Below are 25,128 nucleotides of genomic sequence, written 5' to 3'. Positions count from 1 at the left end.
GCATCCAGAATGCCGTCCGCCCCGGGATTGATTGCCATCGGGGAGACGTAGCTCCAGGCGACCACTCCCTCCTTGTCAATCACGAACAGCGCCCGCTTACAAGCCCCCAGGTGGGACTCGTACGCCCCACTGTCGTGCCACAGCCCCTTTGGGCTCGAAATCGGTCAGCAGGCTGAAGTGAAAATTCCGATCTTTGGCAAAGGCCTGATGACACCGGGCGCTGTCAACTGAGATACCCAGTAGCGCCGCACCGTATTCTCTGAATGTGGGTAGCAACTGGTTGTACAAATTCAGTTGGTCACCGCACACCGAAGTCCAGTCAGCGGGATAAAACGCCAGTATCACGGGGGTTTCCCTTTAGCTCGCGCAGCGACAACTGTTGATCAGGGGTTGCGTACAGAGTGAAGTCGGGCGCGACAGTGCCGGCCGGCAGCGGCCCTTGAACCAGGTCGCCATTCGTTTCTTTTGCATCATCCAATTCTGAAGTGTGCATTGCTTGAGCCCTAATAGATGGGCGGTTGGGGTCTGCTCAGCGGGATACGACTTGCCCGGCGGGATAATTCCATCCACCGCAAAGTGGTTTATAAATGGCGACGATGCCGCGATTCACCTCGATCTCAGCCTGAGCCTGAGCCTGATTGTCTTCGGCTGCGAGACGTTCACGTTCCGCATCAAGAAGCAGGAGGAGATCCGCCGTGCTTTCGCGGTATTGGATTGAGGGCCAAGTGTGTAGCAGAACCGCAGGATTCGCTCTGGCTCATCGATGACTATAGTCGCTGGTGACGCTTACCGTAGTCGCTGAACGAATTTTCGATATCCTCCAGTGCCAGCAACACTTCGGGCGCTTATTTTGCTGCCAATTTAGGCAACTGTTTTACCCGATGGTTTGGCACCTGACTCGACGCTACCCTTCATCCCCGCCACGCTGGAGCTGGGCGGCATATCGGCGAATATTGCGTTGCGCTTACTGGAAAGCATGGGGCATGATGATGTAGTCCTAACAACAGGAGGCACGTCATGGTCAACGTAGCGTTGTTCGTTCGTCTGGAAGCAAAGCCCGGGAAAGAGAAAGAGGTAGAGAGCTTTCTCTTGGGTGGCCTTCCAATAGTGGAGGAAGAACCAGCCACTACGGCTTGGTTCGCCATCCGCTTGGGGCCGTCCACCTTTGGCATCTTTGACGCCTTCCCGGATGAAGCAGGCCGGCAGACTCATCTTTCAGGCAAGGTCGCAGCGGCGCTTAAGGCCAAGGCTGCCGAGCTGTTTGCCACACCGCCGTCAATCGAGAAGGTTGACGTCCTCGCGGCCAAGCTACCCGGCTAAGCAAGTCCAGTAAGGCGCTCCAACCAACACTCCTGCCGCCACTTTGCAGCGTCAGAGGCGCGGCTGAGTTTGGACGTGTAGCGATGCCAACTGGGATAAAGCCGTGGAGGGGGGACTGGCGATCCTGCTTAAGCCCGTATCCACACCACTGTGCAAGCCGAATTGCCCGATGCCCTGTGATGGGATATGGAGCCGGACGCAGCACCGAAACCCATCAAAACGCGAGCCTGACTCCGGTTTTCTACATCTTCCAGCAACGAATTCACCAGCGCCTGGCACATCTACAGCGAATGTTCGGTCGCTGGATTGACAGCGATAGGCGAAAGGTTCCCGGGGCAGGGCAGGGGATTCAACGCGGGCGCCGAACTTGCAACACTAAACTCCGGTCAACATGAGCGTTCGGCCCACCCGGATCAACAGCACGTTGCCATCACGAACAGCGGGACGGGAGCCCATGCCAAACCCTTCATTCGGTGAATCCTCCTGCAACACTGCGGCCAGCGGCCTGGTGGAAGTGCGCGGCGCGCGGGAAAACAATCTCAAGGACGTCGATGTCGCCATTCCACGCAATGCGCTCGTGGTGTTTTCCGGTGTGTCGGGTTCCGGCAAGTCCTCGCTTGCCTTCGGCACGATCTATGCCGAGGCGCAGCGGCGCTACTTCGAGTCGGTTGCCCCCTATGCGCGGCGATTGATCGACCAGGCGGGCGTTCCGGATGTCGATGCGATCGACGGCCTGCCGCCAGCGGTCGCATTGCAGCAACAGCGTGGGGCGAGCAATGCGCGCTCTTCCGTAGGCAGTGTGACCACGCTGTCCAGTTTCATACGCATGATGTACTCGCGTGCCGGCGCCTATCCCGCCCATCAACCGATGTTGTACGCAGAGGACTTTTCGCCAAACACGCCGCAAGGGGCATGTCCGGCGTGTCATGGCCTGGGCCACGTGTACGAGGTGACGGAGGCGAGCATGGTACCCGACCCGTCGCTTAGCATACGTGATCGGGCCATCGCCGCCTGGCCACCGGCCTGGCATGGTCAGAACCTGCGCGACATCCTGGTCACCATGGGCTACGACGTCGACCGCCCCTGGAAGGACCTGTCCAGGAAAGACCGTGACTGGATCCTGTTCACCGAGGAGACGCCCACGGTACCCGTCTACGCGGGCTTCACACCTGCCCAAACCCGTGACGCACTCAAGCGCAAGCTCGATCCCAGCTACATGGGGACCTTCACCGGCGCGCGACGCTATGTGCTGCACACCTTTGCCAATACCCAGAGCGCATTGATGAGAAAGCGCGTGTCGCGCTACATGGAAGGCAAGCCATGTCCGACCTGCCACGGCAAGCGGCTCAAGGCCGAGGCGCTGTCGGTCACCTTTGCCGGGGTGGACATCGGCGAGTTTATGCAAATGCCGCTGGACCGCCTGGCTGCGCTGCTCGAGCCCATCGCCCAGGGCGATTTTCGCGCGCACGCAGCCGGGGAGGGCACCGACCTGGCCGCGACCCGTCGTGATCGATCCGAACGCGCCGCGCGCGGTCGTGCGGTGCATGCCGAATCGCCTGACGTGCGCCGGACCTCGGCGCTCTCGGAGGAGAAGCGCCTTGCCGCGCAGCGCCTGGTCGGGGGTGTGATGGCGCGACTGCGCCAGCTGCGCGGATTGGGCCTGGGTTACCTCACCCTGGATCGGGCCACCCCGACGCTGTCGGCTGGCGAGCTGCAACGCTTGCGCTTGGCCACGCAACTGAGCTCCATGCTGTTTGGCGTGGTGTATGTGCTCGACGAACCCTCAGCAGGCCTGCACCCCTCAGACAGCCAGTCGCTGTACGACGCTCTGGACAAGCTGCGCGATGCCGGCAATTCGGTGTTCGTGGTGGAACACGACCTCGACTTGATGCGCCGCGCGCAATGGCTGGTGGATGTGGGGCCGGATGCGGGAGAGCGGGGCGGCCATGTGCTTTACAGCGGTGTGCCGCAAGGGCTGCGTGAGATTGCCGAGTCGCGCACCGCACGTTATCTGTTCGATGAAATCCCCGCGCCGGCTAGCCGTGGGCGCGAACCCGCCGGCTGGCTGGAGTTGCGAGGTATTCGGCGGCACAACCTGCATGGCGTGGATGCCAACATCCCGCTCGGCGTGCTGACGGCGGTGACCGGCATCTCGGGTTCGGGCAAATCCAGCCTGGCCGCTCAGGCCTTGCCGGAACTGTTGTTGTTGCACCTGGGACACGAGCCCGAGGACGATGCGGCCGAAAACGCCAGCAGCGAAGGGCCGGCGATGATCGAAGTCACCGGTGGCCACCTTGCAGGCGATGTGGAGGTGATCCAGCGCCTGGTCCAGGTCGACCAGAAGCCGATTGGCCGCACGCCACGTTCCAACCTGGCCACCTACACCGGTCTGTTCGATCACGTGCGAAAACTGTTTGCCGCGACGCCGGACGCGCGCCGTCGTCGCTTCGACGCCGGTCGGTTTTCCTTCAACGTGTCGAAGGGGCGCTGCGAGACGTGCGAAGGCGAGGGTTTCGTCAGCGTTGAGCTGCTGTTCATGCCCAGCGTCTACGCACCCTGTCCCACGTGCCATGGCGCGCGCTATAACGAGGCTACGCTCGCCGTGCGCTGGAATGGGAGCAACATCGCCGATGTGCTGAACATGACGGTGGAAGAAGCCCAGGACTTCTTTGCGAGCCAGGACGCCATCGCGCGGCCGTTGCAGCTACTGCGGGACATCGGGCTGGGTTATCTGCGCCTTGGGCAGCCCGCCACGGAGTTGTCGGGGGGCGAAGCGCAACGCATCAAGCTCGCCACGGAGCTTCAGCGAAGCCAGCGAGGTCGCAGCCTGTATGTGCTCGACGAGCCGACTACCGGCCTGCACGCGTCGGATGTCGACCGCTTGCTAGTACAATTGCAGCGCCTGGTCGATGCTGGCAATACCGTAGTGATGATCGAGCACGACATGCGCGCGGTGACCCAGGCCGACTGGGTAGTCGACGTCGGGCCCGGCGCGGGAGAGGCGGGCGGCCGGATCGTGGCGGTCGGCACGCCTCGGCAGGTAGCGGTCGCGCCAACAAGCCAGACAGCTCCCTTCATGGCTGAGGCGCTCAGGCGCGTGCCACAGTCAGTCGACTGATCGCACAAGACCGACCTTGTTCTCGTTACGATCGCAAGGTTGGTACGCGTACTCCGCTTGAATCGAAAATGGCACTTCACAGCCGGCCGCTACCAACCGATTCTATTGAAAAAGTTGGTCCTTCCAAACTGCCGGATCATCGACTGGTGAAACGCCTTTTTTGCAAGCTGGTACGTGAATTCCGAGTCCGCAAGCCTCTGCCGAAGGTAAAGATCTCAATCTCGGACGCGTACTTTTCTGATGCGCAAGCCACGGTTACGTGTGAAAAACCCACGGGGGCAGCCAGGCCTGATAGATTTAAAAGCCAATTTTCATAGTCTTCTCTTCGCAGTGCCGTTCAAAAAGTGCCAGGGACCAGAATTGTTCGATCGACGTTTCTGATATCGGTGTGACCGCATGCGCCATCGACACATCCAGCTCCTTGTGCAGGATCTGCAACGCCTTACTGACACCTGACTCGCCCATTGCGCCGAGTTCGTAGACCATGGCGCGAGCTATCAATGTGCCGCCTGCGCCCAGAGCCCATGCGTTGAGCACATCCTGGCCGCTACGAATGATCTGGCGTGTTGCTGGGGCGGTTTAGCTCACCAGGAAGGGACATCGTACCCTGATCAGGCTACGAAGCCGGACAGCTACTGGCCTTGGAAATCGAAACGGGATTTAGCGTCTTTAAACACTCTGTGCCGATTGCTGCCGATCAATCCGAGCCGGAGTCGACCTGAAACAAGCGCTCCGCGTGCGCCACAAAACTTTAAGTGATTCAGTATTGAAGAGTCTGACTTAGGAGAGAAACGGCCTGAGCACGACGGTCGGCAAGTGATCTGGCAGATCGCTGCGCGACGCAGCACCTACAAGCATTTGAGCAAACGCAGTGCGCTGTACAAGGCCAGGCGCAAGCTCGAGAAGGCCAAAGCCCAGGTACGTGCGAAGGTCGAACATCCGTTTCGGGTGATCAAGCGTCAGTTCGGTTATGTGAAGACCCGCTTCCGTGGCCTGGCCAAGAATACGGCGCAATTGACCACACTATTCGCGCTGTCGAATCTGTGGCTGGTGCGCCGGCAATTATTGTCTGCTGCGGGAGAGGTGCGCCCGTGGGGGCAGAAAACCAAGGCTATGCCTTGGTTTTCCAATAATCAGCGGCTGAAAATCGGGGTTTTCGGCATCTCCAAGCCGTCCATTTGCGGCTGGTGGGTAACTTGTTCGGAGAATCCTTAGTCGAATTGTGTGCCTTTTTGAATCAGCTCGACTTTGTAACCGTTGGGATCTTCAATGAAAGCGATTATCGTGCGTCCATGTTTCATGACACCTGCTGACCGAGGAACGCGATATCCCAGGATTGCTGCGCGGTTGCACACCGCCTCTGCATCCTCAACCTCGATAGCGACATGCCCATAAGCATCGCCAAGTTCATATCTATCCTGTCCCCAATTTAGCGTCAGTTCCAAGACGGCAGATTCTGTCTCTGGGCCATACCCGAGGAAAGCAAGGGTGAATTTCCCCTCCGGATAGTCTTTCCTTCTCAAAAGGCTCATGCCGAGCACTTTGGTGTAGAAGTGAATGGTTTTATCCAAATCTACTACGCGTAGCATGGTATGTAGGATGCGCATTAGTTTCTCCGCTGCTGCATCGGCCCGCAAGGCCGACATCTCTTAGAAGGCTTTCTCTAACAGAGACGAAAGCCGTGCGTCCACGCCCTATCTACCGCGAGCCCTTGAGGCCAGAAGATTAAGGTCATTGGATGCCTTTGCGAGACCTATGTTGCGCTTACACTGGGCTCACTAAAAGTGACAAAAAGTGACTAGTGCCATCACAAAAGGAAAATGTCTTGAAGCTTTCACAGCTCGGTTTTTTTTGCGCCGTCGTAGAGTGCGGCACAATAGCCGCCGCCGCGGTACAGCTGCATTGCGTACCCTCGAACATCACAACACGGCTGCGAGAGCTTGAAAACCAGCTGGGTGTCGTCCTGTTCAACCGAGAAAAAAACCGGTTGCTGGTTACACCCGAAGGTAGGCTGGTTTACCGCAACGCAAAATTGCTCGTCGATCTCGCAGCTGAAACACGCTCGCTGTTTTCGACCGATTCCATTAATGGCGTGCTTCGAGTCGGGGCGCTGGATGTAGCGCTGGCTAATCATCTACCCCAGCGTCTCGTACGGTATCGTCTTGAGGCGCCAGGAGTAGAGCTCCACATCCGCCCGGAGCACTCGTTACGCTTGGAGCGACTATTAATCGATGGCGAGCTTGATCTGATCCTCACTGATGGCCCAATCGAGCATCCGTTGCTTGAAAGCCGCTTAGCCTTTCGTGAGCGCTTGCTGAGAGTGGTACCGAAGGCTTTCTCCTCGCCCACCCTCGAAAACCTGGCTGGACTTGAGCTGTATGTATTTGGTCGCACCTGTCACTACAGACTCCAGGTTGACAACTGGCTTGAAAGCAACGGCATCCATCCTCGGGCGATTCTGGAAATCGAGTCGTATCCGAGTATTTTTGCATGTATAGCAGAAGGGCTAGGATTCGCTTGTGTGCCGGAAAGTTATGTCGACCGTTACGCTAGCCGAGCGGATACATTTCAGGCCGATTATGTGCCTGGTCTGGACTCGAGCGATATCTATTTCGTCTGGCGAAAAAGTCAGCAGTCCCCCTTAATCAAAAACTTCATCGAGATAATTGATATGCAGAGCAATTGAGCGTTAACGAGTCCAGAAAGCCGCGCTGGTGCTGATTGTACCCCGCACAGTAAAAATACTCTGTTAAGCAGAAACCAGCGAATACCTTTCTGACGAAAATGAAGGGGGCCGCTATTCTTGTCAATGCCAAGACCCTAATTTGGAGTCGCGAGGAAGAGTTCCTGCAGGACGTGCTCCGTCAGGTGGCCGCAGTGAATTTCCGTGGTGCGATCGATAACGACGGCCGGCCGCTGGCAATCGAAGCGATCAGTGCCACTGAACGGGCCGCCGAGGCCATCGCGGGCAAGCAGGGTTAAAAAACTCACCCCACGACGCTCGGAGGGTTGTCAGGCAAGTCCTACAGTTTGACCGCATCTTCAAGCCTGATCGAGCTCGCTCGACAGATTAAGAAGGGACTCGTACATGACAATCCTCCTTTCAGCTGACTGACATGATCTCGAACAGAAGACACAGAGCGCCCAATGCTGGACGGTGTGCTTCCTACGTTAATGGCAGGAAAAGCGCCACTGGCCAAGGCGTGAATGCTGCCCGGGCGCCCAAGACCCGGTCGCAGAGCTTGTTGCAGTTCGCGCTGCAGTCTCTCGAACTTGACAATGGTGATCTTCGCCTTCGTTCCCGGCGTCGATCCGAACGATCTCGATCTGCAGATCACCGAGGGTTGCTATCGATTTCTGGCGAACGCCGGCCGGTGCGCATCGCAGATGAGGGCAATTGCTCCGTGTATGCCAACGAGCGTTTTTCCGGACGCTTCAAGCGTACTGTGAGCCTCAACGATGAGGTTGATACCAACAAGGTCGAAGCTCACTGTTGCGACGGTGTTCTGTGCATCTCGCTACCTCGTCGTGAGGTGGTGCAGCCCAGGCGTATAGCCATTCAGTAACAGCATCGGTTTGAAGGAGGAATCACCATGAACGAAAAGCAAGCAGTCGTGCGCAATGAGACTGAACCCCAAATACTGCTGCCGCGTGTCGATGCATTCGAAGACGACAACGAAATTTAATTGTTTGCGGACCTTCCGGGCGTGCCCAAGGTGCATCTCGTGGTCAATGTGGAAGGTGACACGCTTTTGCTGGAAGGGGAGATCATGCCGCAGATGTCCCAACAACTGGAGGTCGTTTACGCCGAGATCCAGCTGTCGCGATTCAGGCGAGAATTTACCTTGAGCTCTGAGCTGGATACGACCCGGATCGGCGCTGAGCTACGGGACGGCGTGCTGAGCTTGCGCGCGCATGCCCAGCCTCGTAAGATCGTCGCGAAGAGCGAGTAGGGCCTTGAGTGTGCGGAGGTCGACCCCATGGACAAAGTAGCTAAACTCAAACATGGACCGGTGGAAACTTTGTATTCGCTGCCCGAGGGCTGGCGTCAGCTTCGTGATATTACCAGCGAGGCGCTGACGCGCTTCACGCCCGTCAACCGGAGCAGGAGCTCGTCGGAGGTTCCTTCCTAGTCACTCGCACTTGCGTCGAACTGGGGATTGCTGGCCAGCGATCGTTACGAGGATGGCGACCAGATCGTCGTTCGCCTTGATATGCCGGAAATGGTGAAGGAGGATCTGAATATGGAAGTGCGGGGAGGAGCCCTGATCATTAGCGATGAAAAGCACATCGAGCAGGAGCAGGGTAATGTGGCGTTATCGCGTCCGGCAGTACACCTTCGGCAGTTTCCGGCGCACCTTTCAGCCTCCCGCTCCGGTCAATGCCCAGCAGGCGAGAGCTAGATGCAGCAACGGCGTGTTGCGTGTCGAACTGCCCAAGGAAGAGCGCGCGCGTGGCAGGCGGATCGAGGTTCGCTCGGGTTGATACTGCGCTTCATCTTGTCTGTCGCAGGCAAGGGACACCCCTCGTCACCTGGAATGCCCGCCCGCCGCAAACTCGCGGGCGGGCAGTTCTTGAACCGGGGAAGTAGAGAGTGTCAGCGCTCACCACGCCAGATTACTTTGTGCCATTACGCAGCGTCTCAGGATCACGGCTTGAGACGCTGTCAGCAGCGGGATCCGAGACAACCAAAGCAACGAGTGCTCCAGCTGCAAACTACGGGGTATGGATTCCATGTGCTACTCGTCGTGCGCCTAGTAGTCGCCCTGGGCGCGGGCCTGGAGTCCGACGCGCCAGTCCTGGTCAAGCTGGTCGTCGGTGCCGAGTTGAGAGATGTCCTTTTCTACCGGTCGGGGACCATGCACCTCGAGGAGCATTTGAAAGTGTCCGTTCGAAGGCATACGATCGAGAGTCTACATGCAAGCTACAGCGCCGCCACGGTGACACCACGCCGGATGCGGTCAGCAGACCGGGAGGTGTTACTTGAAATGCACAACCGATATGCCCGCCAGTGTCATCACGACACTCACCTACCTGGTCAAGCACGATGCGAAGCCCTATGTGCATACCGAGGCTCTGACCGGCGACAGTGAACCGCATTACTTTGCCGAGCAGGAGGAGCGCGAGGTCACGATACACAACGGTCGTCCGTTGGCAGACAGCCTTTCTCTGGACAAGCAGGGGTTCGAATTCCATCGGCGGGATACGGTGGTCGACGATCTCTACGACGATACCTCAGTGGAAAACGTCTACTATGAAGAGGTCAAGGCCTTGATCAAGGAGTTGACGGGCGCGAGCCGGGTCATCATCTTCGACCACACCAGGCGCAGCGACGCCGAGGGGCGGGATGTTCGCGGTCCAGCCAGCCGTGTGCATAATGACTACACAGAGCGCTCGGGGCCTGAACGTATCCGCGACGCGCTGGGCATGGATCAGGCCGCCACACTGGCAGCGGTGCCGGTGGCCCAGATCAACCTCTGGCGCCCGATGAGCGGGCCCGTTAAGCGCTCGCCGCTGGCCGTGCTGGACGCCTCGACGCTCGACCCCAATGACCTACTGGCCACCGCCCTGGTCTATCCGGATCGTATCGGTGAGATCTACCACCTGGCCTACAATCCGCACCAGCGCTGGTACTATTTTCCGGACATGCTCCGTGACGAAGTCTTGCTGATCAAGGGGTATGACTCGCGTCACGACGGCCGAGCCCGCTTCACGCCCCATACCGCCTTCCGGGACCCAAATACGCCGCCGGGAGCCCCACCGCGCGAGAGTATCGAAGTTCGCACCCTGGCCTTCTTTGATTAAGTTTTTGCCACCTGGCGGATAGCTGATCCACCCATGACTGCAGAGCCCTCGGCTACGGTGTGGGTGATGCCAAACCGATGTCGCTCTCTAGCGATTTCGTCCGCGCACCAACGAAAGCTCAATCATCCGACTCATCTCGGCGAGCTCTGGAACCCCGTCATAGCGAAGCCCGTCAATGTAAAACGCTGGGGTGCCATTCACGCCGCTGCGTTCGCCGCCATTAAAGTCGGATTGTATTTTGGGGAGGTAAATATCGTCCTGCATGGCAAGAACGAGTTCTTCGCTGGAGAGGCCGTGTTTTTGAACGATGGCCCGAAATAGCGGCTGCGCACTGAAGCGCATCGGTGAAGATGTCAGCGAAAAGCTGGACTACACGCCGGGCGTGTTTACCGTTGAGCGCCATGTTCGTGGCAAGTGGGTTTGTGATGACTGTGAAACGCTGATCCAGGCGCCGGTACCTGCGCAAATTATCGACAAAGGCATTCCGACTGCCGGATTACTGGCCCACGTCATGGACGCGAAGTTCGCTGACCATCTTCCGCTTTACCGTCAGGAAACGATTTTCGGTCGAGCTGGCTTGGCGATTCCACGTTCGACGTTGGCCCAATGGGTTGGCATGACGGGTGTGCAGTTGCAGCCGCTGGTCGACGCCCTGCGTGACGTAGTGATCGGGCAGCAGGTCGTGCACGCGGATGAAACACCCGTGCAGATGCTCGCTCCGGGCACGAAGAAAACCCACCGCTCTTATGTTTGGGCTTACGCCACCAGCCAGTTCTGCGAAACAGCCGCTGTCGTCTACGACTTCAGCCCCAGCCGCGCCGGCGAGCATGCTTGCAACTTCCTGCAAGGCTGGAAAGGCAAGTTGGTCTGCGACGATTTTGGCGGTTACAAGGCCAGCTTCGAACTCGGCGTGACCGAGATCGGCTGCATGGCCCACGCCCGGCGCAAGTTTTTCGAATTGCATGCCACCAACAAGAGCCAGCTCGCCGAGCAGGCCCTGCGTTATATCCAGTTGTTGTACGAAATCGAGAGCGAAGTGCGTGACCTGGACTCGGATTTACGGTGCCGAATACGGAAAGAAAAAGCCGCGCCAGTGATGGATAGACTACATACCTGGATGATCGCCCAGCGTGATCTTGTCCCCGAAGGTTCGGCTATCAGCAGAGCACTCGATTACAGCCTTAAACGCTGGGCAGCGCTGTCGCGCTACCTCGATGACGGGGCTGTACCCATTGATAATAATTGGGCGGAAGTGCGACACGAAGTCGCTTAATGAAGTTGTTCCCCCTTGGTGGGAACCACCCGTGTCACCGGGTGAATCTAGAAGGCTGAATCAAGAGCGCCTTCGACAATGTTACGAGGCGCCGCAAGGTGCGGGGTACCAATCGTGAGAGGCGTACCCTTCTGGCAGCCATGGCCGGACAAGTGCTAGATAGTTGGTATGGTGAACACACGTGAATCTGCGCAACGATCGTTAAATTAAGCGAGCGGAAATGGCTTACACGCTCGAACCAAAATGGTAATGGAGGTGGGAACTGCGTCTTTCTACTACGCATTCGTGACCCACATGCCTCCCGGTCGATAGCAGGCACCTAACCCGACGCACTTCAGTAAGCGGAACGTGGAAATCCCGTATCGCTCCCGTCAGGGAAAGCCGTTTGTAAAAATTGCCCATGGCGGTGCGGGCGAAGGAACGAGGAAAAAGCGAACGCCGTCCTGTAATGGGTTGGATAGAGGTTGAAACATCACTTCACGCGAAAGCGGGCAGACGTCCTCATGGTCTCTCTTCACACGAGAGTAGGTAGAACCCTTTCAACGGAAGGAGAGCAAATGAACGCAGCAGCATTGGCGTGTGCACCTTCCGGCACGTCGTGGGACAGCATCGATTGGATCGCCGTACAACGTCGTGTCAGAGGGCTGCAAGCGCGTATTGTGAAGGCTGTACAAGATGGCAGACATAACAAGGTGAAAGCCCTGCAATGGCTGCTGACTCACTCGTTCAGTGGCAAGGCATTTGCTGTGAAACGGGTGTCTGAAAACAAAGGCAAAAATACCCCCGGCGTGGACAAGGTTACTTGGAATACGCCTAGGGCCAAGCTCGGCGCGATAGAGTCGTTGACGCGGCGAGGTTACTCGCCGCTCCCGCTTCGGAGAGTGCTTATTCCGAAGAAAAACGGCAAAACGAGACCTCTTGGAATTCCCGCGATGAAATGCCGGGCCATGCAGGCGCTTCATCTGCTGGCTCTGGAACCGATAGCGGAAACTACCGGCGACCCGAACTCTTATGGGTTCAGGCCGGAACGCTCAACTGCGGATGCCGTCGCACAGTGCTTTGGTGTGCTGTCACGAAAAGCAAACGCGGAATGGGTGTTAGAGGGCGACATTCAAGGCTGTTTCGACAATATCAGCCATGACTGGTTGATCGCCAACATTCCCATGGACAAGGCGATTTTGCAGAAATGGCTCCGGGCTGGTTATGTCTACCAAAAGCAGCTATTCCCCAGCCACGCCGGAACCCCGCAGGGAGGCATCATATCCCCGGGGTTGGCGAACATGACGCTGGATGGGTTGGAAGCGATGCTGGCGAAGAGATTTCCCAACGCGAAGTGGACAGCCCGAAAAATGCGCGTGGTGCGTTATGCAGATGATTTCATCATCACTGGTTGTTCGAAAGAATGGCTGGAGAATGAAGTCAGGCCCGCCGTGGTTGAATTTCTGGCAGAGCGTGGACTTGTCCTCTCTCCGGAAAAAACCAAGATAACGCACATAGGGGACGGGTTCGACTTCCTCGGATGGAACCTGCGCAAGTACAACGGCAAGCTCCTGATCAAGCCGTCCAAGGCGAACATCGGGGCTCTACTTGCCAAGCTGCGAGAGTTGATCAAGACCAACAAAACGATACGACAGGCTAACTTGATAGGTTTGCTCAACCCGGTTCTACGGGGCTGGGCGAACTATCACAGTCATGTCGTCGCCAAGAAGGTCTTCAACCAGGTGGACAGCGCAGTGTGGGAAATGCTCTGGCGATGGGCGGTACGTCGCCACCCTCGCAAGACACGCCGATGGGTGAAGGATCGGTATTTCAAAGTACAAGGGGCGCGCCGTTGGGTGTTCTCGTGTACTGAAAAATCCGCCGATGGTCGGAAGCGTCAGTACACGCTAGTAGACGCCTCAGACACACCGATTGTGCGACATATCAAGATTAAGGCTGCTGCCAACCCTCACGACCCTGCATGGGATGAGTACTTCGAGTCCCGCTGGGGCAAGAAGATGCTCACTTCCGTTAAAGGTCGAGCCAAGCTGTATCGGGTATGGGTGCAACAGGGCGGCAGGTGCTGCGCCTGCTTCAAGCCGGTGACCAAAGACACACCGTGGCACAGTCGCCATATTGTGAAGCTAGGTCATGGCGGGACGGACGCTGCGGCTAATCTTGAGATTTACCACCTGCGTTGCCCACGAGATGTGCAATTTGCCAATGTCGACGATGTATAACCGGGTGCCCAATGGCGCCTTAGCAGAGGCTTGAGCCGTGTGCTGGGAAACTCGCATGCACGGTTCTTAGGGGGTTGGACGCGGGCAACCGCGTCTGACTACCCGACAACCAGATCCGACCGTGGGCTCTTGGGCGCAAGAACTGGCTCTTCGCCGGGTCGCTACGCAGCGGAAAACGGGCGGCGGCGATCATGAGCTTGATCCAGTCTGCGCGGCTGAATGGTCATGATCCGTATGCCTATTTAAAGGATGTTCTCACGCGCCTGCCGACGCAGCGGGCGAGTGAAATCGAGCAGCTGCTTCCGCATAAGTGGCAGCCGGTTTAATCACGCAAGGCGTGATGCCCGGACGCATACGATTTTGCCCCCAAATTTCTGCAGCTTTACGATTGTAGGCAACCAACACGCCGAGCTGATCACAAAGGTACACCCCCACGGGAAGGTGTTCGATCAAGTCATGATTAAGGTGACTCGCGATTGTTGAGCCCGCTGGCACGCGTAATCTGATTTGACTCATTAAATTAGGCATTTCAGACTCAAAACGTAGGGTTGGATTCTTTGAGCCTACGCCTTTGCGCCCCGAAAGTCGTGGCACATCTCAGCGCCCGCTTTCCTACCGGAAAACAACATGCCGCCAGTCGGGTAAGCTCTGACGCGGTCATGGCGGTACTACGCTTTCGAAAATGTTGTTGTACTTGAGAATGGAGGCCATTGATGAAGCACATAAAGGTTTTCGAAATCCGCTACCGATTCAACGCCCAGCGTAAAAGGTTTTTCATGCAGATGGCTCATCTCTGCGACAGTGATGCATGTCATTTCGCCGCTCTCCATGCAGGAGTAGATTCAGTGACCGAGACCGCTTTTAGGCCTATGTGCCAAGCTAAAACACAAACGGAAAAACTCGGCATAACTGATGTGTGGTGGGGCTTAGCACGAGAATTCAGTCAGAAAAATGACAGCTCGCTTACCTAAAGCCTTAGCATTCGTGCTGTGATGATTCTAAAGCAATTATTTGACCGCTATGGCCCACACATCTTTTAGTGAGCTTCGAATTTAATAGATTCCGCATCTGTAGGATTTCTTGTCGATCAGGCATTGCCGCTAATGTCATATCTCAGTCTGCGTTAAGTTTTTTTGTAGAATTTCTACGGAAAATTTGCAGGGGGTGAGGGTTGCCCACACGATACAGTGCGATTTCGTTAACAAGCTTCTTTCATGTCCATCGCGGCAATGCGGCTCATTGGTTTTTTCTTGGGTTTTTCCTGATCACGTTGGCCGTAAGCATGGCGATCTCCCATGATTACGCTAGTCGTTTATGAGCGAAGCGGCGAGCTCTCTGTCCTCCTCTGGTCTAGCCTGATCACGTTGATTTCTGGACTCATGCTCATTGTGCGGGGACGGCCAGAGACGCCGCAGCTTAGACCTGAGACATGTACATTCTGGCGACCGCCAGTTGGGTTGTCGTCTGCTCCGTTGCCGCTTTACCGATGGTATTCGTCCACCATATCAGCTACACCGACGCGTTTTTCGAAACGATGTCGGGCATCACTACAACGTGCTCTACCATCCTCGCCGGTTTAGACACTTCCTCCTCTGGTTTGCTGATATGGCGCTCAATGCTTCATTGGTTGGGTGGTATTGGCTTTATCAGTATGGCCCTGGCGATCCTTCCATCCTTCCACTTCTGCGAGTGGGCGGCATGCGTCTGTTTGAGATTGAGTCTTCAGACGGGTCAGGGAAAGTAACGCCCGTTCCCATGTGGCTGCCATGTATATCCTATGGATATACCTTGGGCTGACTCGTGGAGTGGTCTTGGCCCTTTGGTTAGCAGGTATGACGCCGTTTGAGGCCATCGATCATGCGATGTCGTTGATCTCTACAGGTGGGTACTTGACATCAGATGCATCGCTGGCTCACTGGCCGCAACCGGCTATTCATTGGACGGCGGTGATCGTCATGATTTTGGGCAGCCTACCGTTCACGCTGTATGTCGCGACATTGCGTGGCCATAGGAGCGCGTCGATAAAAGATCAACAGGTACGAGGATTCATCAGTTTTCTCGTGATTACTTGGCTAGTTGTTGGTACCTGGTTGAGCTTTAGCAGTGACTACAATTGGTGGGACTCCGTACGTATCGTCGCCATTAACGTGACCTCTGTCGTGACCACCACAGCGTTGCATTGGGTGACTACACACTGTGGGGCAGTTTTGCCGTTCTGCTTTGTTTTACCTGACGGTTGTTGGGGGATGTTCAGGCTCTACAGCTGGTGGCCTCAAAATCTTTCGTTTTCAGGTGGCAGGAACCCTGCTGTTGAGCAGCCTAAAACAACTTATCCATCTGATTCAAAAGAAGTACGACGGTAATTCTATAGACGAGGAGATTGTCCGCTCGCTTTTGACGTTTTGCTTTTTCTTCACCGTCACGATTGCAGCAATCGCCTTAGGCCTTGCTCTCATTGGACTCGATTGGACGACGGCTTTGAGTGGCGCAGCAACTGCTGTGTGCAACGTTGGGCCGGGCCTCGGCGACATCATTGTCCCTCCAGGTAATTTCTCATTACTGCCGGATACTGCAAAGTGGCTTTTGACGATTGGGATGCTCTTGGGCCGGTTGGAAATTCTCACAGTATTGGTGCTTGACGCCGGTCTTTTGGAGATATTGAACTGAAGTAGCCACGTTTAGTCACAGGAATCAACGTTGCCGATCTTGCAGCAAATGTAGACCCCTGGTTGGTAGCTTGACCAAAGCCAACCGGCCGGACAGGCATTGCTCTCAGTTGGCGGATTGTACGAAATCGAACGCTGAGCGAGGGAGATGATCGAAGATCGCAGGCGAGTACGCTAGGGAAAAGCGGCACCGTTTAGCCTACAACACCGAGATTTCATGCGCGATCATCGAAGACGATCGGGCTGATGCATTTCAGTTTCTGACCATTGAGGACGAGGGGATGAGCAAGGTAATTTTCACAGTGGGTCATTCGACTAAGCCAATTGACGTCTTCGTCCAGATGCTGCAGAGCTTTGATGTGAACGCTGTGGTGGACATTCGGACTGTGCCACGCTCCCGAACGAATCCCCAGTACAACCTGGATGTCCTGCCAGAGCTACTGGCCCAATCCGACATCTTGCATTACCAGATTGCAGCTCTAGGTGGATTACGCAAGAAATCTAAAACCGTCCAGGATGAGGTCAATGCGTTCTGGGACAATCGAAGCTTCCATAATTACGCTGACTACGCTCTCTCGGACGAATTTGAGGAAGGGTTGCGCCAATTGTTGGAGCTGAGCGACACCAAGCGCTGCGCCATCATGTGCTCCGAGGCGGTTTGGTGGCGATGCCATCGTCGAATAGTCGCGGACTACCTGCTGATCCGAGGGGTCGAAGTGCTCCACATCATGGGCATCGGAAAATCTACGAGGGCGGCGCTTAATCCTTCTGCCGAAGCATCTGGCATAAAACTCTCATACTCTCGATCAAAATAGAAAGGCAGACTTGAGAACCTATGCAGGATCTCTAGCCTTGTACAGGAGTCGCGGACAATTTTCCGATATAGGAGTCGATTTTGAAGCAGTCCGTTGCGCCATCGCGTCTCTGCGCTATGGTTAGTTCTCTAACATCCATGACTAAAGTGTAGGAGGGCTGGGCATGCGAATTCGAGGGGGCGTATTCTGGCAATGGGCTGATCCGACGTTTCACCATCGGACACACGACGAGACGTTGGACGACGGCACCTTCATCGATGTCCAGGTGAGGCTTTCGCCCACGGGAAATACGCAGATGTTCATCGGGGTATATGCGGCAAGCGGCATGCCTCTTCATGAAGAGGCCTTCGATTCCCGGCCAGGCGAATCGATGACCCGCGCTTTGGCTTAGGGTGTGGGATGTGCAAGGCGAGTCGCCATCGGCCTCAAGCCTACTGAGAGGCACGTGGCGTAGGCTTGCTAGCTCCAGCTTGGATATGTTGGAGGGATTCATTTAAGGGATTGCAACCGGCGGCTGAAGCGGACGGCGGCCACAACAGGCTGCTCTCAGCCAACGCGGCAAAAGACCATAGATGAGTCATCAGCTGGCGAAAACGCTTCTGGATCTTTTCTACTGTTCCCCCGGCCCGGATGAATGGGATCAGGGGACAGCACATAGAGTAATTGTCGTAGCAGCTCCCGGATGGAGCTGATGTGAATTTCAATATCAAGTTGTTACTTGGCAAACAGCTTCTATATTCACCCCGTCAGGTGTCAGCACATAAGCTGCGTAATAATTGGCGTGGTAATGAGGCCTAATGCCCGGCGCTCCATTGTCTTGTCCGCCAGCAGCTATGCCAGCCGCATGGAAAGCATTGACCGCCTCACGGCTCTGCGCAATGAGTGCTACGTGCGCCCCGTGACTGGGAACGACCGCGTCATGCAACCAGAGAAATGGCTTTGTTCCAGAACCGAACCCCAGTCGGCGAGACTTCGAACGTTGAGAATCTTGCTTATTGCTCATCACCAATGTAATCCCTAATGGTCTAAGCATTGATTCATAGAAGGCTTGAGCATGCGAGATGTCACAAACACCGATACCCATATGATCTATTGTCGAACCAACGAAATTGCTCATGGGATGACTCCATAAATGCAGATTGATCGGCTGGCATAGTTTGTTATTACCATCACGTGGCTGCTCGGTGCCCGACTAGACCTGGGATGCGCCCCCGTCGGCGAATAGCTCGGCGCCGTTGATATAGCTCGATGGCGTTGTTTCCACTAATCGTTCCACCGCAGTTGACCCTGCAAGCCGCCGCTTCCAGTCCGAGCAGTCAAGTTTTCATGTTGGTCGGATTCGCGGTTTTGATACCGGTGACTCTTTTGTACAACACCTATGGCTTTAGCGTCTTTAGTGGAAAGGTTCATCCCGCTGGCGACTGACTACTTTGTTCTGAGTCGCGAAGAAATCGTGTTCACGAATCCGTCGATTGTCAAAAGTCGGGCTGAACCAAGCTCTCATCGCCCCGGCTGCGTCAAATGAATAGCAGGCCGAAATTCTCAGCGGCGCGACTGAGGTTGCTTGAGGCCTGATCGTCCCCGATTAGCTGCTGTACCGGTTGTCTTCCGGGAATCAGGCTCCCCGTTGGTGCTGATCAAGCCAGTCTTCGGCGGCCCTAATTGCTTCAGACGCAGCCTGTTGGTAATCGTCCCAAGGCCCTGCCAATTCAAAAGCAATTTCTCCCAGACCCTTGATGTCACCTTCAATAACCACTCGGGCCGCTGCTGGGATCTGATCGTTAGGTTTTTGCCAACCGAATTTCACAATAAAATTTCTCCCTCGGTAGTTGTGAACTAAGGGCAAATCCATCAGATGGGACACGACGCCTCCGATTACGCAGGGAAATAGGACGCACAGTTGTAGGCACTTCCAACCGTTTTCGCTATCGAGGCATCTAGCCATCATTGGCCTGCTCTAGCTTTAAAGCTCTTGTCATATGAGCAGCCAAACAGAGGGGGTCGCCCGCTCTGCGAGAAAAGCGTCTACAGTGAATGCGAGACTATGGAGGTAGACGTGACGGATGGGCTGGATGTTGACGTACGAAACGTCGTGGTCATTGGTGCCTCGGCAGGAGGCGTGCAGGCACTCATTTCGCTGTTTGAAAATTTGCCTTCTCATGTGCCCGCTGCGTTTCTCGTGGTACTGCATATCCCTGCATACGAGCCCAGCGTGCTTCACAAAATTCTTTCCAGATCGACCAGCATGCGAGTGGTTGCAGCGCGAGACGGCGAGCGCATCCAGCCGGGTACCGTCTATGTCGCCGTTGCTGATCGTCACCTAATGCTGATGCATGAAGGCATACGACTGACGCGCGGGCCAAAGGAGTGTCGCGTCCGGCCTGCGGTCGACGTATTGTTCCGCTCAGCGGCGGCCAGTTACGGCGCCAGGGTCATGGGCATGATCTTGTCAGGTGCTCTAGATGACGGCACTGCGGGTCTTTGGGCCGTAAAAGATCGAGGCGGTATGACCTTCGTTCAGGATCCGTCGCAAGCCATGCTCAGCTCCATGCCTGAGAGCGCAATCCAACACGTCCAGATCGATCTGATAGGTTCGATTGCGACCATCGCTCAGCAGATCGCTGAAACGGTCGGAAGTCGCGCTGACCGTTTGCCTCATAATGGGCAAACACCTCACGAGATCGAAAATACCATTTCCTTGAAAGGCAACGGTCTCGAAGCAGGCGTAATGGGGCTCGGTAAAGTGTCTCAATTCACCTGTCCGGATTGTCATGGCGTGCTGGTGCAAATCGAAGAGGGTTCCATCGTTAGATTTCGCTGCCACACGGGACATGCTTTTTCTATGAAGTCGCTCATTTGTGAAGTCAATGCCGCCATTGATATCGGACTTTGGGATACCTTGAGAGCCGTGGAAGAGAGGATTTTGCTACTGCGTCAGATGTCCGACCAGGCGACCGTCGTCGGCGCATCTCACGATGCCGCCGATTGCCTCAAACAAGCTGATGCAGCCGAGAAGCGTCTGCAGCCACTACGCGCGTTGGTGCTTGATCCAACTTTCTTCGGTCACGACGATGCGAAGTGACGTCAAGCCGCAGACCGCAAAACATCCATAAATGGCTTACTTCCAAGGACGAAAAACCTGATGATATCCACACTTGAACTCCGCCATATAATTGAGTGTGGGTTCCTGCCGCTCTCTTGCACCTGCACCTTGAATTCGGACGGCTCGCTTATGGTGAGAGTTTTTGAGGCTTCTTCGGGTCGCGTAGAGTTATTGGCCACGGGAATCTCAGTGACAAGACTTTCTTCAAGTCGTGCGATAGCAAATTTGATCGGCGAACTTCGGAGTGAAATGGTGGCTCGCCAAACAAATTTCGATAGATCTGCGAACCGATAAATAGACAAATATTTACATATAGTTCTCAACAGAGCGAACTCATATGATGGCAGTCATGGCCATCGCTCATCGAACAAGCCTCCTGCGATCATAAGCGCCGCCCGGCAGCGAGGACTGAGCCGAGACATGATGTTTGCTCAAGTGACGGAAGGATTGGTGTCTGACTGGTTTGGGTATTGGGCTGACTCAGTACCGCGATTCAGTTGTCTGCATTAATACCCTTCCTCCGTCTGTCCGTAAATTTGACTCTCAATGAAACCTTGCGCACAGATTTTTTCTCCACCTTCCTACGTACTTTATAGATATGACGAGGTGAGAAGATGAAAGCTGTCGTATTCCATGGCGTGGGGGACATCAGGCTGGATGAAGTCCCAGAGCCAACAATCCAGTCACCCACGGATGCCATCGTAAAAATTACCGCGTCGGCAATTTGCGGAACGGATCTGCATTTTATCCGGGGAAGTGCTCCGGACATGCAAACAGGCACCATCCTTGCCACGAAGGCGTAGGTATCGTCGAAACGCTTGGGGCAGACGTGCGCAATCTAAAAATAGGTGACAGGGTCTTGATCCCTTCGACCATCGCCTGCGGTAACTGCTCGTATTGTCGTGCTGGATATTTTGCCCAATGTGATATTGCGAATCCCAATGGCAAAACAGCAGGTACCTCCTTTTTTGGCGTCCCTAAAAACACTGACCCGTTCGATGACCTCCAAGCAGAGAAAGCCCGCATTCCTTTCGCCCATATAGGTTTGATCAAGCTCCCAGATGAGATCACCGATGACCAGGCGATTGCAATGTCGGACATTTTTCCGACAGCTTGGTTTGGCGCTGAAATGGCTGGGATCAAAGATGGCGATACCGTTGCTGTATTCGGTTGCGGCCCGGTGGGGCTTTTTGCAATTGTCAGCGCCAAGCTGATGGGCGCCGGCAGGGTGTTCGCCGTTGATTGCTTTGACGACCGACTCGCTCGTGCACAGGAGCTTGGTGCCGAATGCATCAATTTTGAAAAGGAAGACCCGGTCAAAACCATCGCTCGTCTGACCGCCGACATCGGCGTCGATCGGGTTATTGATGCGGTCGGTATTGATGCCAATCATGCTCACCATGGCGAGGTGCACGAGACTGCGCAGTGGCAGCCTGGCGATGAGCCCTCCCAAGCGCTGCAATGGGCCGTAGAAGCTGTGGCCAAGGCGGGTACGATATCGATTATCGGGGTATATCCTGCCGGGTTTGACGTTTTCCCAATCGGCGCTGCGATGAACAAAAACGTCCGCATCAATATGGGCAATTGTCATCACCGAAAATACATCCCCAAGCTCATCGAGATGACGCTCGCAGGACGAGTTGATCCTGCAAAAATCCTCACCCAGACCGAACCGCTGACGGATGCGATTTCCGCCTTCAAATCATTCGATAAACACCAATCGGGCTGGATCAAAGTCAAGCTCGAACCGTCTGCGTCTTCATAACAAGAACTCAGGATCAGATTTTTCGATAACCAATTGATGCGATGTTGAAGTGCATTCAATGAATGGCAGGCTGCTCATTCATGGCGTTGGCTCGGTCAAACGATGGCAGGAGGATTTCAATGAACAGTTATCCCGTGCCACCCTTCAAACCTCAGCAACAACCTATTCCCGGTGACCAAAGCAGAATGGAACCGTACCCCGATTGCGGAGAGAATAGCTATCGAGGATCAGGCCGACTTGGCAATAAAATCGCGTTGATTACCGGTGGTGATAGCGGTATTGGGCGCGCAGTCGCCACGCCTTTGCGCGTGAAGGGGCTGACGTTGCTATTGCCTATCTGGATGAACACGAGGATGCAAAGGAAACCGCACGCAGGGTAGAAGACGCTGGACGTCAATGCATTCTATGCCGGGAGAACTGGCGACCCTTACGAATTGTGCCGGGGTCGTGAACGGCACCGTGACGGAGTTCGGGCGCATCGATATCTTGGTTAACAATGCAGCATTGTTGGCGCTGATTGAAAACTGACCCACCCTGCCGATTGAAAATTGACCCAGGACGGATTGCTGATTTCTGTCCCAGCAATTGTGGATAAGCTTAGCAGCAGTGGGCCGATTCAAGACGCATCAACCCCCACCGCATGTAGGCATGCAGCAGGGTATTTATGGTGCGGATCAAAATGGCTCATCGTCCTCGACATCATCTCCGTCCTTGCGCTTTCGTTCCCGTGACTTGATCTTTGTCTGGGCGGCCAAGGTGCTGTGTTGTAGGCGGTAGGACTCGTTGCCCGTTTCGACGATGTGGCAGTGATGTGTCAGCCGATCCAACAACGCGGTGGTCATCTTGGCGTCGCCAAACACACTCGACCATTCCGAGAAGCTGAGGTTGGTGGTGATGACCACGCTGGTGTGTTCGTACAGTTTGGACAGCAGGTGAAATAACAGGGCACCGCCGCTTTGGCTAAAGGGCAAATATCCCAGCTCATCCAGTATCACCAGGTCTGTGCGAAGCAGTCCCTGGGCGATTCGCCCTGCCTTGCCATCGTACTTCTCACGCTCCAGCAGATTCACCAGATCCACCGTGGAAAAGAAGCGCACGCGTTTGTTGTGGGCCGTGATTCCGGATACAGCCAAGGCACTGGCCAGGTGTGTTTTCCCGGTTCCAGGGCCGCCAATGAACACGACATTCTGCGCCGTTTCAGTGAACGCTAAGCTGGATAGATCGCTGACCAGCCGGGCATCAGCGCTGGAAGCGCTGAAGTCAAAGCCAGCTAAGTCACGGTGCATGGGGAGTTTTGCCATGTTCATCTGATGATTCACCGAGCGCACCGCGCGATCCGCATGTTCCTGCTGAAGCAGATGTTCCAGCAGCCATTTCGATGAAGCCGTCGACGCTGTTCCTTGAGAGACCAGTTCTTCCCAAGCACTGGCCATGCCGTGCAGGCGAAGTTCTTTGAGTTCAGTCATTAGGTCACGCATTGCGATTCTCCTCATCGGTCGCACGGAGCCGGTCGTAGCGTGCTGTATTGGCAACAGGCGCGACCTTGAGTTGCAGGCTGGTTTCTACACTGGGAGGTAGTGCGGTGGAGGTCAGGCGGGCAAGGACATTGAGGATGTGATCGGCGCTCAGACTTCCCGATTCAAGTACCAGCTCCACCGCCACCAGCACAGGTTCGAGCCCCGCAATTGGCACAGCAGCCAGTACCTGCATCATGATTCGATCACCGTTGGTGTGACGCCTCAGTCCTCGTTTGAGAAGCCGTAACGGTTTTGGCAGATCAGCAAATGGCGCACCGTTGCGCAATGCACCAGGCTTGCGTTCGATGAGTGGGATGTAGTGCTGCCAGTCAAAACTGACCTGATCTCGATCAAAGAGGCGCTCGTGACTGGCGATCACCGTTTCGTCAGCAATGACCACGATCCGCGAAGGGTACAAACGGCTACTGACCCACTGGCCGACGCGCTCACATGGCACTGAATAGCGATTTCGCGCCACGCTGATCAGGCAGGTGCTGGAGACCCGCACGGTACGCTCGACGTAGCCATCAAATGCCGTCGGCATTGGCATCATTTCGACCTGCTCCAGCTCTAAGACCTCGGCCACCGTCAGCCCGTTGTACTGCGGATGCACCAGTTCGCTCCAGAGCGACCGACAACGTTGGCCGAGCCAGACATTCAGTTCCTCGAAGGTGTGAAACATACAGTTTTGAGCATCGAGCCAGATTCGCCTCCGGCTGTCCTGAACGTTCTTTTCGACGATGCCTTTTTCCCAGCCAGAGGCCACGTTGCAGAAGTCCGGATCGAACAGATAGTGCGCGCACATCACGGAAAACCGGGCGTTGACCGTGCGCCCTTTGCCTTTGTTGACCTTGTCGACAGCCGTTTTCATGTTGTCGTAGATGCCGCGACGCGGCACACCACCCAACGCTCCAAACGAACGGGTGTGGGCATCAAACAGCATCTCGTGGCCTTGGCTGGGGTACGCAACTAACCAGAATGCGCGGCTGGCACACAGCTTCATGTGGGAGACCTGGATACGTCGAAAAAGACCACCGATCAGCAGACCTTCTTCGCTCCAGTCAAATTGAAAGGCCTCACCGAGCGCAAACGTCAGCGGTACAAAAGCGCGTAAAGACTTGCCTTGCTCGCCTCGCCAAGAGCGCACAAACGCCGTGAGCTGGCTGTAACCGCCGTCATAACCCTCGGCTTTGATCTGCTCAAAAAGTGCTTTGGCGCTCCTGCGGTTGTGTTTTGGCCGGAACGAATCGGCCTTGAGCGCCTGCTCCAGGGTCTCGTGAAAAGGGCTGAGCTTATTGAAGGTTGCGCACCGTTGGTACGCTGGCTGAATGGCTTCGGGCGCTCTGACCCATTTTCGGATGGTGTTTCTCGACAGCCCGGTACGCTTGGCTATCTGATGCAGCGAGAGCTTGTCGCGGAAGTACATCCGCCGGATTTTTCCCAACATTTCCATGCTGATCACCCTGTGTTCTCCTGCTCGAAAAGTGAGCAGAAGCAGTTGAACACCTGGGTCAGTTTTCAGTCGGC

Annotated in this window: 21 protein-coding genes and 10 pseudogenes; 22 read left to right on the top strand and 9 right to left on the bottom strand. The window is 55.7% G+C overall.

From position 1 onward, the window contains the following. Positions 1 to 96: 96 nt before the first annotated feature. On the bottom strand, positions 97 to 309 hold the full coding sequence (locus tag RHM69_RS09880; RefSeq protein WP_256558075.1) for a redoxin domain-containing protein: 213 nt from the start codon (positions 307 to 309) through the stop codon (positions 97 to 99). A 220-nt stretch (positions 310 to 529) separates the two neighbouring features. Continuing rightward, positions 530 to 839 (bottom strand): annotated as a pseudogene (locus tag RHM69_RS09875) (TolC family protein); the annotation flags it as partial. Between the two features lie 178 nt (positions 840 to 1,017). Here RHM69_RS09875 and RHM69_RS09870 point away from each other — a divergent pair. Together RHM69_RS09870 and RHM69_RS09865 are read left to right on the top strand one after the other, a co-directional pair. Beyond that, positions 1,018 to 1,320: a putative quinol monooxygenase gene (locus RHM69_RS09870; protein WP_069558852.1), complete on the top strand. Its 303-nt coding sequence runs from the start codon at positions 1,018 to 1,020 to the stop codon at positions 1,318 to 1,320. 454 nt (positions 1,321 to 1,774) lie between these two features. Next, positions 1,775 to 4,438, top strand: a complete 2,664-nt coding sequence (locus RHM69_RS09865) for an excinuclease ABC subunit UvrA (RefSeq protein ID WP_069558851.1) — start codon at positions 1,775 to 1,777, stop codon at positions 4,436 to 4,438. Positions 4,439 to 4,775: 337 nt separating this feature from the next. On the opposite strand, the pseudogene RHM69_RS09860 reads toward RHM69_RS09865, so the two are convergent. Next, a pseudogene (locus RHM69_RS09860) lies at positions 4,776 to 4,993 on the bottom strand (alpha-hydroxy-acid oxidizing protein); the annotation flags it as partial. Between the two features lie 231 nt (positions 4,994 to 5,224). On the opposite strand from RHM69_RS09860, the pseudogene RHM69_RS09855 reads away from it, so the two are divergent. Continuing rightward, positions 5,225 to 5,527, top strand: a pseudogene (locus RHM69_RS09855) (transposase); the annotation flags it as partial. Positions 5,528 to 5,649: 122 nt separating this feature from the next. On the opposite strand, the gene gloA reads toward RHM69_RS09855, so the two are convergent. Further along, positions 5,650 to 6,045: a lactoylglutathione lyase gene (gene gloA / locus RHM69_RS09850; RefSeq protein ID WP_069558853.1), complete on the bottom strand. Its 396-nt coding sequence runs from the start codon at positions 6,043 to 6,045 to the stop codon at positions 5,650 to 5,652. A 218-nt stretch (positions 6,046 to 6,263) separates the two neighbouring features. On the opposite strand from gloA, the gene RHM69_RS09845 reads away from it, so the two are divergent. The 7 genes and pseudogenes from RHM69_RS09845 (at position 6,264) to RHM69_RS09815 (ending at position 10,243) form a co-directional block, all read left to right on the top strand. Next, the gene (locus RHM69_RS09845) at positions 6,264 to 7,124 is read left to right on the top strand and encodes a LysR family transcriptional regulator (RefSeq protein ID WP_069558848.1); all 861 of its coding nucleotides are present in this window, start codon (positions 6,264 to 6,266) and stop codon (positions 7,122 to 7,124) included. Positions 7,125 to 7,222: 98 nt separating this feature from the next. Further along, positions 7,223 to 7,420, top strand: coding sequence for a hypothetical protein (locus RHM69_RS09840; RefSeq protein WP_069558847.1), 198 nt, complete (start codon positions 7,223 to 7,225; stop codon positions 7,418 to 7,420). Between the two features lie 134 nt (positions 7,421 to 7,554). Beyond that, complete coding sequence (locus RHM69_RS09835; protein ID WP_256558071.1) at positions 7,555 to 8,004, top strand: Hsp20/alpha crystallin family protein; 450 nt, start codon at positions 7,555 to 7,557, stop codon at positions 8,002 to 8,004. A 120-nt stretch (positions 8,005 to 8,124) separates the two neighbouring features. Further along, on the top strand, positions 8,125 to 8,391 hold the full coding sequence (locus tag RHM69_RS09830; protein ID WP_232109580.1) for an Hsp20/alpha crystallin family protein: 267 nt from the start codon (positions 8,125 to 8,127) through the stop codon (positions 8,389 to 8,391). Between the two features lie 261 nt (positions 8,392 to 8,652). Then, positions 8,653 to 8,700, top strand: a pseudogene (locus RHM69_RS09825) (hypothetical protein); the annotation flags it as partial. A 16-nt stretch (positions 8,701 to 8,716) separates the two neighbouring features. Next, positions 8,717 to 8,923 (top strand): Hsp20/alpha crystallin family protein, encoded by a 207-nt coding sequence (locus tag RHM69_RS09820; protein ID WP_318300333.1) that lies wholly within the window; start codon positions 8,717 to 8,719, stop codon positions 8,921 to 8,923. A gap of 498 nt (positions 8,924 to 9,421) precedes the next feature. Beyond that, complete coding sequence (locus tag RHM69_RS09815) at positions 9,422 to 10,243, top strand: CmcJ/NvfI family oxidoreductase (RefSeq protein ID WP_069558846.1); 822 nt, start codon at positions 9,422 to 9,424, stop codon at positions 10,241 to 10,243. A gap of 87 nt (positions 10,244 to 10,330) precedes the next feature. Here RHM69_RS09815 and RHM69_RS09810 read toward each other — a convergent pair whose 3' ends face one another. Then, positions 10,331 to 10,507, bottom strand: coding sequence for a DsbA family protein (locus tag RHM69_RS09810; protein ID WP_371914728.1), 177 nt, complete (start codon positions 10,505 to 10,507; stop codon positions 10,331 to 10,333). 58 nt (positions 10,508 to 10,565) lie between these two features. Between RHM69_RS09810 and tnpC the strand changes: the two are divergent. From tnpC to RHM69_RS09770, 7 genes and pseudogenes are all read left to right on the top strand, one after another. Next, positions 10,566 to 11,495, top strand: a pseudogene (gene tnpC, locus RHM69_RS09805) (IS66 family transposase); the annotation flags it as partial. 578 nt (positions 11,496 to 12,073) lie between these two features. After that, on the top strand, positions 12,074 to 13,735 hold the full coding sequence (gene ltrA / locus RHM69_RS09800) for a group II intron reverse transcriptase/maturase (protein WP_024073359.1): 1,662 nt from the start codon (positions 12,074 to 12,076) through the stop codon (positions 13,733 to 13,735). Positions 13,736 to 13,839: 104 nt separating this feature from the next. Further along, positions 13,840 to 14,061: pseudogene (locus RHM69_RS09795) on the top strand (transposase domain-containing protein); the annotation flags it as partial. 387 nt (positions 14,062 to 14,448) lie between these two features. Further along, the gene (locus RHM69_RS09785; RefSeq protein ID WP_069557582.1) at positions 14,449 to 14,706 is read left to right on the top strand and encodes a DUF6555 family protein; all 258 of its coding nucleotides are present in this window, start codon (positions 14,449 to 14,451) and stop codon (positions 14,704 to 14,706) included. Positions 14,707 to 14,949: 243 nt separating this feature from the next. Further along, a pseudogene (locus tag RHM69_RS09780) lies at positions 14,950 to 16,397 on the top strand (TrkH family potassium uptake protein). 285 nt (positions 16,398 to 16,682) lie between these two features. Next, complete coding sequence (locus RHM69_RS09775; RefSeq protein ID WP_069557583.1) at positions 16,683 to 17,216, top strand: DUF488 family protein; 534 nt, start codon at positions 16,683 to 16,685, stop codon at positions 17,214 to 17,216. 163 nt (positions 17,217 to 17,379) lie between these two features. Then, positions 17,380 to 17,670 (top strand): annotated as a pseudogene (locus tag RHM69_RS09770) (hypothetical protein). A 252-nt stretch (positions 17,671 to 17,922) separates the two neighbouring features. Here the strand turns inward: RHM69_RS09770 and RHM69_RS09765 are convergent. Next, positions 17,923 to 18,333, bottom strand: a complete 411-nt coding sequence (locus RHM69_RS09765) for a VOC family protein (RefSeq protein WP_083263077.1) — start codon at positions 18,331 to 18,333, stop codon at positions 17,923 to 17,925. A 131-nt stretch (positions 18,334 to 18,464) separates the two neighbouring features. On the opposite strand from RHM69_RS09765, the gene RHM69_RS09760 reads away from it, so the two are divergent. After that, a complete protein-coding gene (locus tag RHM69_RS09760; protein ID WP_256557789.1) occupies positions 18,465 to 18,641 on the top strand; it encodes a cytochrome d ubiquinol oxidase subunit II in 177 nt (58 codons plus the stop codon). Positions 18,642 to 18,831: 190 nt separating this feature from the next. Here the strand turns inward: RHM69_RS09760 and RHM69_RS09755 are convergent, their stop codons facing one another. After that, positions 18,832 to 19,080: a hypothetical protein gene (locus RHM69_RS09755; protein ID WP_069557634.1), complete on the bottom strand. Its 249-nt coding sequence runs from the start codon at positions 19,078 to 19,080 to the stop codon at positions 18,832 to 18,834. Positions 19,081 to 19,272: 192 nt separating this feature from the next. Between RHM69_RS09755 and RHM69_RS09750 the strand changes: the two genes are divergently transcribed. From RHM69_RS09750 to RHM69_RS09735, 4 genes and pseudogenes are all read left to right on the top strand, one after another. After that, positions 19,273 to 20,298 carry a chemotaxis protein CheB gene (locus RHM69_RS09750; RefSeq protein ID WP_256557790.1) on the top strand — a complete coding sequence of 342 codons (1,026 nt, stop codon included), beginning with the start codon at positions 19,273 to 19,275 and terminating at the stop codon, positions 20,296 to 20,298. A gap of 60 nt (positions 20,299 to 20,358) precedes the next feature. Continuing rightward, a complete protein-coding gene (locus RHM69_RS09745; RefSeq protein ID WP_083263078.1) occupies positions 20,359 to 20,613 on the top strand; it encodes a DUF1652 domain-containing protein in 255 nt (84 codons plus the stop codon). A gap of 320 nt (positions 20,614 to 20,933) precedes the next feature. Then, positions 20,934 to 22,084 (top strand): annotated as a pseudogene (locus RHM69_RS09740) (zinc-dependent alcohol dehydrogenase). 119 nt (positions 22,085 to 22,203) lie between these two features. Continuing rightward, a pseudogene (locus RHM69_RS09735) lies at positions 22,204 to 22,588 on the top strand (SDR family NAD(P)-dependent oxidoreductase); the annotation flags it as partial. Positions 22,589 to 22,758: 170 nt separating this feature from the next. On the opposite strand, the gene istB reads toward RHM69_RS09735, so the two are convergent. Together istB and istA are read right to left on the bottom strand one after the other, a co-directional pair. Further along, on the bottom strand, positions 22,759 to 23,562 hold the full coding sequence (gene istB, locus RHM69_RS09730) for an IS21-like element ISPsy20 family helper ATPase IstB (RefSeq protein ID WP_029241171.1): 804 nt from the start codon (positions 23,560 to 23,562) through the stop codon (positions 22,759 to 22,761). Beyond that, entirely contained in the window at positions 23,555 to 25,054 is a 1,500-nt protein-coding gene (gene istA, locus RHM69_RS09725) for an IS21 family transposase (RefSeq protein ID WP_102619021.1), read from the bottom strand. The genes istB and istA overlap by 8 nt, the downstream gene beginning before the upstream one ends. Positions 25,055 to 25,128 lie beyond the last annotated feature (74 nt).

This window comes from Pseudomonas sp. CCI1.1, assembly GCF_034348165.1.
GTDB lineage: Bacteria > Pseudomonadota > Gammaproteobacteria > Pseudomonadales > Pseudomonadaceae > Aquipseudomonas > Aquipseudomonas paracarnis.
Note: the sequence above shows the minus strand (reverse complement) of the source record. Positions and strands in the feature narration are given on the sequence as shown.